We start from the raw sequence: 9,203 nt of genomic DNA, 5'->3' as shown, positions 1-9,203 counted from the left end.
GCCCTTCTCGGCCTCCCAGGTCGCGGTCATGGCCGCGCTCTTCTCGGCGAGTTCCGAGAGCTCGGCCTCCAGCTTCACCAGCCGCTCCTTCGAGGCGGCATCCTCCTCGCGCTTCAGCGCCTCGCGCTCGATCTTGAGCTGGAGCAGGCGGCGGTCGAGCTCGTCCAGCTCCTCCGGCTTGCTGTCCACCTGCATGCGCAGGCGCGACGCCGCCTCATCCACCAGGTCGATCGCCTTGTCGGGCAGGAAGCGGTCGGTGATGTATCGGTTGCTGAGTGTCGCAGCGGCCACCAGCGCGCCATCGGTGATGCGCACGCCGTGGTGCAGCTCATACTTCTCGCGGATGCCGCGCAGGATGCTGACGGTGTCCGCCACACTCGGCTCGCCCACCATCACCGGCTGGAAGCGCCGCGCGAGGGCCGCGTCCTTCTCGATGTGCTTGCGGTATTCGTCGAGCGTGGTCGCGCCGATGCAGTGCAACTCGCCGCGCGCCAGCGCCGGCTTCAGCAGGTTGGACGCATCCATCGCGCCATCCGCCTTGCCCGCGCCGATCAGCGTGTGCAACTCGTCGATGAAAAGGATGACCTGCCCGGCCGCCTCCTCCACCTCTTTCAAGAGGCCCTTCAGCCGCTCCTCGAATTCGCCCCGATACTTGGCGCCAGCGACCATGGCGCCGAGATCCACCGACATCACGCGCTTGTCCTTCAGCGCCTCGGGCACGTCGCCCTTGGCGATGCGCAGCGCGAGGCCCTCGACGATCGCGGTCTTGCCCACGCCCGGCTCGCCGATCAGCACCGGGTTGTTCTTGGTGCGGCGCGCCAGCACCTGGATGGCGCGGCGGATCTCCTCGTCCCGCCCGATCACGGGGTCGAGCTTGCCGGTGCGCGCGGCCTCGGTCAGGTCGCGGGCGTATTTCTTCAGCGCGTCGAAGCTGTCCTCCGCGGCCGGCGCATCCACCTTGCGGCCCTTGCGGAGCCGGGTGATCGCCTCCTCCAGCGCATCGGGCGTGGCGCGCCCGGCCTTGAGCGCGCGGGAGGCCGCGCTGTCGGCGATGGCGAGGCCGAGCAGCATGCGGTCCTGCGCCACATAGGCGTCACCCGCCTTGGTCGCCGCCTGCTGCGCGGCATCCAGCGCACGCACCAGCTCGGCCGTGAGCTGCGGCGCCTGGCCGGCGCCCGCACCCTGCACGGCGGGGATCTTGCGCAGCTCCGCCTCGATGGCGCCGCGCACGGCATTGGCGTCGCCGCCCGCCGCGGCGATCAGTCCGGTGGCCGCGCCCTGCTCGTCATCGAGCAGCGCCTTGAGCAAATGCCCGGGCGTGAGCTGCTGGTGGTATTCGCGAATCGCGATGGTCTGGGCGGCCTGGATGAAACCACGGGCGCGCTCGGTGAACTTTTCGATATCCATTTCAGGTCCCTCCTGGAGGCGACAGATCCAGCGGAACCCCCGATCGGGCAGCACCGCCTTGCCCATATTGTGGGAACGCGCGAGCCTGGGATTCAAGGGCAATCGGGAGCTGAGCCATGCGCGTCGAACACATCTACCGCTACCCGGTGAAGGGCTTCTCCGCCGAGGCGCTGGAGGAGGTGAACCTCAATCCCGGCGAATGCCTGCCGCATGACCGGCGCTTCGCCCTGGCCCAGGCGGATTCAGGCTTCGACCCGACGGCGCCGGTCTGGATGCGCAAGACGAACTTCGCCTGCCTCATGGCCAATGCGCGCCTCGCCAGGCTGCACACCGCCTATGACCCGAAGACCGGCGACTGGGTGATCCGCCCCACCGGGGGCGAGCCCTTCATCGCCAATATCCACACCGAGGCGGGGCGCGCGGCCGCCGAGGATTGGCTGACCACGTTCATGGCGGAGGAGGCACGAGGCCGGCTGCGCTTCGTCGAGGCGCCGGGCTACAACTTCACCGACATCCCGCAGAAATCCGTCTCCATCATCTCGCTCGCCAGCCTGCACGCGCTGGAGCGCGCGGCGGGCATGCGGCTCGATCCCATCCGCTTCCGCGCGAACATCTATGTCTCCGGCGGCAAGGAATGGGGCGATTTCGACCTGATGGGCCAGGAGATCCAGCTCGGGCAGGCCAAGCTGCGCGTCTGGAAGCGCATCGTCCGCTGCCCCGCGACCGAGGTGAACCCTGAGACGGCCGAGCGTGACGCCAAGCCGCCCCGCGTGCTGCGCGAGAATTTCGGCCATGCCGATCTCGGGGTGCAGGCCGAAGTGCTGGAAGGCGGGCGCGTCGCGGTCGGAGATGCGCTCGAGGCGCTGGCCCCGGCATGACAACAGAGGAAGGAGAACAAGAATGTTGAAGCGGTCCCTGGCCATGATCGGCCTGTCCCTCACCCTGCTCGCCGGCTGCGCGGCCGTGCCGCCCGGCGCCAGCCTGCCCGCGGGCTCGCCCGGCTCGCCGCTTGATGCACAGGGCCGCGCCATGGGGCCCTTCCGCGGTCCGGCCTTCGAGGTGCGGCCCGATGTCTCCATCTCGAGCTGCCTCGTCGTCTATCACACGGGCGCGGATTTCCCCTTCTCGCTGCAGACGCCGGGTGCGCTGGTGGCGATGGGCGGCACCTGCCCCTCCACCTTCTGGCAGGCCACCGCGGCCAATGCGGAGGATCTCGGCCTGCGGGGACGGGTGAACATCGCAGGCATCGGCCCCTGCCTGCTGCCGCAGGGCCCGTCCCGCATGGGCGCCGCGCCGGGCTGCTACTGAAGCCGGCCAGGGCCGGGGGGCGTCAGCTCTCCGGCCCGTCCAGGATCCATTGCAGCGGGGCCACCGCCAGCGCCGCCACCAGGCGCAGCACGGGAAGCTGCGCCTCGGAATAATGCCCCGCCGCGTGCAGCAGGTTGAGGGCGCCCAGCGTGTGCCCGTTCCAGCGGACCGGGACGTTCACGCAGGATTCGCAGCCAAGCGAGAGGATCAGCTCATGGTCCGGGAAGGCGCGGATGATCTCCTCCCGGTTCCGGCAGAAGCGCACCTCGCCCGCCTCGACCACGCGGCGGTAATAGTCGCTGCCGCGCTGCACCGGCTTGTAGCCGCCCACCGGATATTCCACCGGCCGGCTGGAATGGTAGCGCCGGTTCAGGGTGCGGGATTCGTCCAGCAGAAGCACGGTGAAGAGGCGATGGCCCACCAGGCTCGCCAGCGCCGCATCCATGGCGGCGAGGCCGACGGCGGGCTGGCCCGGTGCGGCCAGGGCCTGGGCGAGATCCTCCAGCGTCATCGCGCGGACCGATCGCGTTGCATGCCAAGCCTCCCTGCCGTTTCGCGGGAGCATGGGCCGGAGCCGGCGAAAAGGGAACCGGGCAAAAGAAACGGGCCGGTTGGTTGTCCAACCGGCCCGTGGCCCGCGAGGGACCAGTCTGGCTTCGGCTTGCCGGGAAATAGCCTCCGCCTGATGCCGCTCGCGAAGGCCCTCGCGGGTCGCTGGGCGGCAAGGGAAGATTGCGGCCCTTTTTCCTGCCCAGAGGTGGGAGAATGGTGAACTCCACGCAATTGTGAGTTGAGAACTCGGACATGTGGACACTTTTAGTGTCATAAATATCTGACAGTTCATCTGCCGGGAATCGCAACAAATCCGCGCTTTGGCAGGGCTGGCCTGGGACGCGGCGACGGCAGCGCGCGCCATGACGGGCGCCGCCATGGCAGCGGCACCGGCCCAGGGTGACACATGAGAGAAAAAATATTTTAGCGGCTGACACGCTTCCAGGTCAGCACCAGCACATCCCGGCTGGAGGGCAGCGCCGGGTCCACCGGCTCCACCGGCGTCACCCCATGCATCACCCGCTGGTCGTCCAGGATGGCGAGGTCGAGCAGCCCGTCCAGGGTGAAGCGCGCATGCTCGGCGCCGGCCTCATCCGTCACCAGGGTCTCGCCGCCCTGCAGGTTGGTGCGGGCCAGCATAGCGATGAGCACCACATCCACCCCGTCATGATGCACCCCCTCCGGCGTCGGCAGGCCGGGGGCGCCGGGCGCGGCCTCCACCCGGAACTGGTGCATCTCGACGAACCAGGGCGTGCCGGGCTTCAGCCCATCCGCCACGCCGCGCCCAAGGGCCAGCAGCCCCTGGCAGACCGGGTTCAGCGCCACCGCGTCCTCGACCGGGGCGAACCAGCGATCCACGCCGCCATTGAGCTTGTTGTGGACCGAGGCCTGGAAATGCGGCCGGTGCAGCCCGCGCCGATGCCCAGCCTCGCCCGGCAGGGCCAGGAAATTGGCGAGGCGGCGGCGGCGGTAGCGGCCGCCATCGGCCATGAAGCCGTCCATCTCCAGCCGCTGCCAGCTTTCGGCGAAATCCCGCAGCGCGGCGCCGGGGGCGCCGAGCAGGGCCTGAGTCGCCTCGGGCCGCAGCCGGGAGAAGCCGCGGGCCTGGACCTCCGCCAGCGCGGTCACGGCGCGTCGCCGATCGGCGGTGCCTCGGTCACGCCGGCCAGCACCTCGGCCACGTGGCGCACGCGGATGGCGCTGCCCTCGCGCTTCAACCGCCCGGCCATGTTGAGCAGGCAGCCGAGGTCGCCCGCCAACAGCGTGTCGGCGCCGGTCGCCGCGATGTCGCGCGTCTTGTCGCTGACCATACGGGTCGAGATCTCGGGGTATTTCACGCAGAAGGTGCCGCCGAAGCCGCAGCAGATCTCGGGCTCGGCCATCTCGGTCATGCCGAGGCCCTGCACGCTCTCAAGCAGGCGGCGCGGCTGCGCCTTCACGCCCAGCTCCCGCAGGCCGGAGCAGGAGTCATGGTAGGTCACGGTGCCGTCATAGCTCGCCGCGACGCGCTCCACCTTCAGCACATCGGTCAGGAAGGAGGTGAGCTCATGCGTCTTGCCGGCCAGCGCCTCGGCCTGGCCGCGCGCCTCGGGGTCATGCTCGGCGAAGAGGCTCGGGTAGTGGTGGGAGATCATGCCGGCGCAGGAACCGGAGGGAGCCACGACATAATCATAGGGCAGGAAGGCCGCGATCACCTGCCGCGCGATCTCCTGCGCGCTGGCGCGGTCACCCGAGTTGAAGGCGGGCTGGCCGCAGCAGGTCTGGGCCAGCGGCACCACCACCTCGCACCCCGCATCTTCCAGCAGCTTGATGGCGGCAAAGCCGACCGAGGGACGATACAGGTCCACCAGGCAGGTGACGAAGAGGGCGACGCGGGGCCGCTTCTGGGTGCTGTGCGACATGCGGGAAGCCTAGCGGCCTTCGGCGCGCCCGGAAATCACCCGGGCGCAGCGCTGCCATGCGGGAGGGAGATCAGCCGCTGCGGGTTGCGGTGAGCTTCCAGGTGGGGTCCTTGGCGGTCAGGTCGCGCTGGAAGGTCCAGATGTCGATCACCTCGGTGATGGCATCCGAACCGGCGACGATCTCGCCGCCACGGGCGGTCGTCATGTTCACCTGGTCGGAGACGAAGCGCACCGTGACATCGGCGATGGTGCCGCGCAGCTCCGCGCCCTCCAGCGCCATTTCGTGCATGGAGCGGATCTCGGTGCGCTGGGTCTCGCCCGCCGTCTCGCGGCTGGCCACGGCCTGCTCGAAGCCGGAATAGGTCTCGTCCGAGAGCAGGGCGCGCAGCGTCTGCCGGTCGCCCTGGGCGAAGGCGGCGACGATCATGCGGAAGGCGCCCTCGGCCCCGTCCAGGAAGCCATTGGGCGAGAAGCTCGGGTCCTGCGCGACGATCTGCGTCAGCGCCTGGCCGGCCGGGCTTTGCGGGCTGGGCAGGTTGCGCCGGGCGCCGCTGCCGCGGGCAGGCATCACCTCCTCCGCCATGCCCTCGATCCGGGCGGCCCTGGCATCGGGCATCCCCTGGGGCTGCGGCGGCCGCTCGAAGCCCTGCCGCTTGCCCAGCACGCTGCGCAGGCGCAGGACCAGGAAGGCCGCGACCATGGCGAAGAGAATCAGATCAATCGGGAAACCGCCCTGCATTGGGACCTCCAGTGGCCCTTCTACTTAGTCACGGCATGGACCAGCCGCAACGCCCCCGTCACGGATTCTCCGCCGCCGGGCCTTTTCCATCCCTCCTTGCGGCAGGCCCGGCCGCCCGCTACCCAACGGGACATGATCTTCCTGCGCCACGGGCAATCCGAGTTCAACCTGCACTTCACGGCCACCCGCCGCGATCCCGGGATCGTGGACCCGAAGCTGACGCCGCTCGGCCATGAGCAGGCGGCCCGCGCGGCCGAGGCGCTGGCCCGCCGCGACATCCGGCGCATCATCGTCTCGCCCTATACCCGCGCGTTGGAGACGGCGACGCCCGTGGCGCGCGCCCTCGGCCTGCCGCTGACGGTCACCCCCACGGTGCGGGAGCGCTACGCCTTCACCTGCGATGTGGGCTCGCCGATCAGCCGGCTGCGCGAGACCTGGCCCGAGGTCGGCTTCCACAGCATCGAGGAGATCTGGTGGCCCGCGATCGAGGAGCCGGCCGAGCAGGTGGAGGCCCGCGCCCGCCTGTTCCGCGCCGAGATGGCGGCCCTGGATGACTGGGCGCATACGCTGGTGGTCTCCCATTGGGGCTTCATCCTCGCCTTCACGGGCAAGTCGGTCATGAATGGCGACATGATCGAGGCCAACCCGACCGAGGCCCATCCCGAGCAGGTGGTCTGGAAACACCACTGAATCTCCCCCGTGGCGCGCCCCTTCCAAGCGGCGCCGTTTCCCGCGAAGCTCCCGGCAAAGAAAACCGGAGGCCGCCCATGTCCCTGATCACCCGCCGCACCGCGCTGGCCCTGCCGGGCGCCGCGCTCGCCGCACCCACCCTGGCCACCCCCGCCTTGGCCCAGGCCGAGTGGCGCCCGACCCAGCCCATGCGCATCATCGTGCCCGCCGCCCCCGCGGGCACGACGGACATCATGGCCCGCATCCTGGCGCCGCATCTCCAGGCGCGCTTCGGCTCCAATGTGGTCGTGGAGAACCGCTCCGGCGGCGGCGGCACCATCGGCACGCTGGAAATGCTCCGCGCGCCGGCCGATGGGCATGTGCTGCTCTCGGGCAATATCGGCCCGCAGAGCATCGCCTATTCGCTGTTCCGCAACCTGCAATACCGGCCCGAGCAGCTGCAGCCCGTGGGCAACATGATCCGCGGGCCCAATGTGCTGCTGCTGCATCCGAGCATCCCGGCCACCACCGTTCCTGAATTCGTGGCGCATCTGAAGCGCAATCCGGGCCGCCTGGCCTATGGCTCCTCCGGCGTCGGGCAGTCGCCTCACCTCTCGGGCGTCTGGTTCAACCAGTTGACCGGCACCGAGGCGACACATGTGCCCTTCCGCGGCGCCGGCCCGCTGATGATCGACCTCATCGCGGGCAACATCCAGTTCAGCTTCGACAACCTCACCACCTCCGTCCAGCAGATCCGCTCCGGCCAGGTGCGGGCGCTGGCGGTCACCAGCGCCGACCGCAGCGCCCAGATGCCGGAGCTGCCGGCGCTTCGCGAGACCATGCCGGAGCTCGCGAATTACGATGTCAGCACCTGGTTCGGCATGTTCGCCGCCGCGGGCATCCCCGCCGCCGCCTTGCGGACGCTGAATGCGGAGATCAACGCGCTGCTCGGCACCGAGGAGACCAAGGCTCGCTTCGCCCAGATGGGCGGCGTGCCCATGCCGGGCAGCCCGGAGGATTTCGCCGCCTTCGTGCAGGGGGAAATCACCAAGTGGCGCGGCGTGATCCAGCGCGAAGGCCTTCAGATCGACGTCTCCTGATCCGCGGCGCGGATCCCGGCACCCCTGCCCGGGGGCCGCTCCGGCCGGTATGACGGACCAGTATCCAGAGGGGAGTGACCGCGCATGACCGACCTGATCGTGACCGGCGGCGTCGTCATCACGCTCGACGCCGAGCGCCGCGTCATCCCCGATGGCGCGGTGGCGCTCCGCGGCGGGCGCATCATGGGCGTGGGGAGCGCGGCCGAGATCGCGGCCCGCTTCCCCGACCCGGCGCGGGTTCTGGATGCGCGCGGCAAGGCGGTGCTGCCCGGCCTGGTGGACACCCACGCCCATGCCGGGCACGGCCTGGTGAAGACCATGGGCAATGGCGACAGCGCCGCCTGGAGCGAGGCCTGCCGCGTCATCTACAGCAGCGCCTCGCCCGCCTCCTTCTGGTTCGCCGAGGCGCGGCTCGCGGGGCTGGAGCGGCTGAAGGCCGGCGTCACCACCGGCGTCTCCGTGCTGGGCGGCGGGGACTGCATCATGCGCCTGGACACGCCCGCCGCCGGCGAGGCGCGGGCGCGCGCCATCGCCGAGATCGGTATCCGCGACATCATGGCGGTCGGCCCCCGCCGCCCACCCTTCCCGCATGACTTCGTGATGGAGGATGGCAGCACGCGCGCCATCCGCTTCGAGGACATGCTGGAGACGATGGGGTTGCTGTTCGAGCGCGTGCATGACCGCGGCCGCATGCGGCTGTGCACCTTCATGCCCGTCTATCGCGAGGCGACGCACGACGCGGCGAAGGTCGCCGAGATCAAGGCCCAGGGCCGGGCCGTGCGCGAGTTGGGCGCGCGCTTCAAGGCGCGCTTCCACCAAGATGGCCATCGCACCCACAGCATCGTGATGGCCGACCAGATGTTCGGCCTGCTCGGGCCGGACGCCTTCCTCTCCCACTGCACCGACCTCTCCGACGAGGACATCGCGACGCTGGCGCGGACCGGCGCGCATGTCATCCACAACCCCATGGCGGTGGCCGCCGTGCGCGGCTTCTGCCCGGTGGTGAAGCTGCTCGACGCCGGCGTGAACGTCGCCATCGCGAGCGACGGCACGGCGCCCGACCGCAGCGGCGACATGTTCCGCCATGCCTTCGAGGCGATGCGCTACGCCCAGCGCGCCGCGCGCGACGACAGCCTGATCCCGCCCGGCCGCGCGCTGGAGATGATCACGATCGACGCCGCCGCCGCGCTGGGCATGCAGCGCGAGATCGGCAGCCTGGAAGAGGGCAAGCGGGCCGACCTCATCACGGTCGACCTCACCGCGCCGCACATGGCGCCGGGCAACATGCCGGTCTGGCGCGTGGTCTGCTACGCGACGGCCACCGATGTGCGGGACGTGGTCGTCGGCGGCGAATTGCTGATGGAGGGCCGGCGCCTCACCCACCTGGACGAGGCGGAGATCCTGGCCGCGGCCGAGGCGGAGACGGTGCAGATGCTCGATCGCTCCGGCCTCGCGCATCTCACCGTCGAGGACCCGGGCTGGCGGCGCACGCGGCGTTAGGTAAGCTTGCGCCGAACGAGAGGTTCC

The 9,203-nt window shown here is 70.2% G+C and carries 10 protein-coding genes (1 of these 10 running past the window's edge); 5 read left to right on the top strand and 5 right to left on the bottom strand.

The features are described from left to right. Nucleotides 1–1,407: the 5' portion of an ATP-dependent chaperone ClpB gene (clpB, locus tag R9Z33_RS03570; RefSeq protein ID WP_318649936.1), read on the bottom strand. Its footprint begins 1,182 nt before the window's first position; 1,407 of the gene's 2,589 nt are visible here — the first part of the coding sequence; it begins with the start codon at nt 1,405–1,407; its stop codon lies off the left edge, out of view. Between the two features lie 116 nt (nt 1,408–1,523). On the opposite strand from clpB, the gene R9Z33_RS03565 reads away from it, so the two are divergent. Further along, nucleotides 1,524–2,285 (top strand): MOSC domain-containing protein, encoded by a 762-nt coding sequence (locus R9Z33_RS03565; protein ID WP_318649935.1) that lies wholly within the window; start codon nt 1,524–1,526, stop codon nt 2,283–2,285. 22 nt (nt 2,286–2,307) lie between these two features. Continuing rightward, on the top strand, nt 2,308–2,715 hold the full coding sequence (locus R9Z33_RS03560) for a hypothetical protein (RefSeq protein WP_318649934.1): 408 nt from the start codon (nt 2,308–2,310) through the stop codon (nt 2,713–2,715). 22 nt (nt 2,716–2,737) lie between these two features. On the opposite strand, the gene R9Z33_RS03555 is transcribed toward R9Z33_RS03560, so the two are convergent. The 4 genes from R9Z33_RS03555 to R9Z33_RS03540 form a co-directional block, all read right to left on the bottom strand. Next, nucleotides 2,738–3,226, bottom strand: coding sequence for a GAF domain-containing protein (locus tag R9Z33_RS03555; RefSeq protein ID WP_318649933.1), 489 nt, complete (start codon nt 3,224–3,226; stop codon nt 2,738–2,740). Between the two features lie 464 nt (nt 3,227–3,690). Beyond that, nucleotides 3,691–4,395 (bottom strand): 2OG-Fe dioxygenase family protein, encoded by a 705-nt coding sequence (locus R9Z33_RS03550; protein WP_318649932.1) that lies wholly within the window; start codon nt 4,393–4,395, stop codon nt 3,691–3,693. Further along, the gene (locus R9Z33_RS03545) at nt 4,392–5,168 is read right to left on the bottom strand and encodes a (Fe-S)-binding protein (protein WP_318649931.1); all 777 of its coding nucleotides are present in this window, start codon (nt 5,166–5,168) and stop codon (nt 4,392–4,394) included. Before R9Z33_RS03545 ends, R9Z33_RS03550 begins: the two co-directional genes overlap by 4 nt. A 70-nt stretch (nt 5,169–5,238) precedes the next feature. Beyond that, the gene (locus R9Z33_RS03540) at nt 5,239–5,907 is read right to left on the bottom strand and encodes a Tim44/TimA family putative adaptor protein (protein WP_318649930.1); all 669 of its coding nucleotides are present in this window, start codon (nt 5,905–5,907) and stop codon (nt 5,239–5,241) included. A 132-nt stretch (nt 5,908–6,039) separates the two neighbouring features. On the opposite strand from R9Z33_RS03540, the gene R9Z33_RS03535 reads away from it, so the two are divergent. From R9Z33_RS03535 to R9Z33_RS03525, 3 genes are all read left to right on the top strand, one after another. After that, nucleotides 6,040–6,597: a histidine phosphatase family protein gene (locus R9Z33_RS03535; protein ID WP_318649929.1), complete on the top strand. Its 558-nt coding sequence runs from the start codon at nt 6,040–6,042 to the stop codon at nt 6,595–6,597. 77 nt (nt 6,598–6,674) lie between these two features. After that, nucleotides 6,675–7,676: a Bug family tripartite tricarboxylate transporter substrate binding protein gene (locus tag R9Z33_RS03530; RefSeq protein WP_318649928.1), complete on the top strand. Its 1,002-nt coding sequence runs from the start codon at nt 6,675–6,677 to the stop codon at nt 7,674–7,676. A gap of 84 nt (nt 7,677–7,760) precedes the next feature. After that, on the top strand, nt 7,761–9,176 hold the full coding sequence (locus R9Z33_RS03525) for an amidohydrolase family protein (protein ID WP_318649927.1): 1,416 nt from the start codon (nt 7,761–7,763) through the stop codon (nt 9,174–9,176). Nucleotides 9,177–9,203: the final 27 nt, after the last annotated feature.

Origin of the sequence: Sediminicoccus rosea (genome assembly GCF_033547095.1) — a bacterium.
Taxonomy (GTDB): Bacteria; Pseudomonadota; Alphaproteobacteria; order Acetobacterales; family Acetobacteraceae; genus Roseococcus; species Roseococcus rosea.
This window is presented reverse-complemented; position numbering and strand designations above follow the sequence as displayed.

Excerpts from the sequence above, each read along its gene's own strand:
- R9Z33_RS03565 (WP_318649935.1), top strand. The coding sequence starts at position 1,524 with ATGCGCGTCGAACACATCTACCGCTACCCGGTGAAGGGCTTCTCCGCC.
- R9Z33_RS03560 (WP_318649934.1), top strand. The coding sequence starts at position 2,308 with ATGTTGAAGCGGTCCCTGGCCATGATCGGCCTGTCCCTCACCCTGCTC.
- R9Z33_RS03555 (WP_318649933.1), bottom strand. The coding sequence starts at position 3,226 with ATGACGCTGGAGGATCTCGCCCAGGCCCTGGCCGCACCGGGCCAGCCC.
- R9Z33_RS03545 (WP_318649931.1), bottom strand. The coding sequence starts at position 5,168 with ATGTCGCACAGCACCCAGAAGCGGCCCCGCGTCGCCCTCTTCGTCACC.
- R9Z33_RS03540 (WP_318649930.1), bottom strand. The coding sequence starts at position 5,907 with ATGCAGGGCGGTTTCCCGATTGATCTGATTCTCTTCGCCATGGTCGCG.
- R9Z33_RS03535 (WP_318649929.1), top strand. The coding sequence starts at position 6,040 with ATGATCTTCCTGCGCCACGGGCAATCCGAGTTCAACCTGCACTTCACG.
- R9Z33_RS03530 (WP_318649928.1), top strand. The coding sequence starts at position 6,675 with ATGTCCCTGATCACCCGCCGCACCGCGCTGGCCCTGCCGGGCGCCGCG.
- R9Z33_RS03525 (WP_318649927.1), top strand. The coding sequence starts at position 7,761 with ATGACCGACCTGATCGTGACCGGCGGCGTCGTCATCACGCTCGACGCC.